The 687-nt window shown below is 53.3% G+C and carries 1 protein-coding gene; it reads right to left on the bottom strand.

Annotation, left to right across the window (positions count from 1 at the left end):
* Positions 1-687, bottom strand: a 687-nt coding sequence (locus J5224_RS33020) for a TonB-dependent receptor plug domain-containing protein (RefSeq protein WP_264629127.1), incomplete at both ends; no start/stop codon positions are given.

The following is a 687-nucleotide window of genomic DNA, read 5'->3' on the forward strand; positions in this document are numbered from 1 at the left end:
AGTTTTCTTTCTTGGACTGCACTGTCCAATAATTATTGTAGTATTGGTCAGTGGTGCAGCGCCCGTTTCTGTTCGTTACGTTGCCGCCAAACAGGCCGCCATATCCTTGACACCCAGGGCTGATATACGCGCCGGTTTCCAGATTACGTCGATATCCCACCGTAGAACCGTCGGGATAGCTGTTCATGAAATCACGCTGGCTTCCCCAGATAGGGTCGCGTTTAGTGGCTTCTAAACCGAAGAAACCATCAAAGCGATCCCAGGTTCCACCGCCGCTCAATTGTAATTGATAGTTATCGCCGCCGCCGCGTTCAGTGGTCCCTCCGCGTACATTAACATCGACACCCTGGGCTTTCTCTTTCAGGATAATATTGACCACGCCAGCGATGGCATCCGAGCCGTATATTGCCGAGGCTCCGCTGCTTAATATCTCAATGCGATCGATAATCACGCTGGGAATATTGGCGATGTTGGTAAAGTTCACCGAACCGCCATACGCATTGGGATAATCTGCCAGACGCCGCCCGTTGACCAGCACCAGCGTGTGGTTGGGGCCCAACCCACGTAAATTAAGCGCATTGGCAGCGGGCTGCCAGGTGTTGCCGTAGTCTTCCCCCTGCGTCATCCCGGTATTCTGGGTCTGTGTGGCGATAGCATCATAAACGTTGCGATAGCCGCGTGCCTTCA

Source organism: Candidatus Symbiopectobacterium sp. NZEC135 (assembly GCF_025962695.1).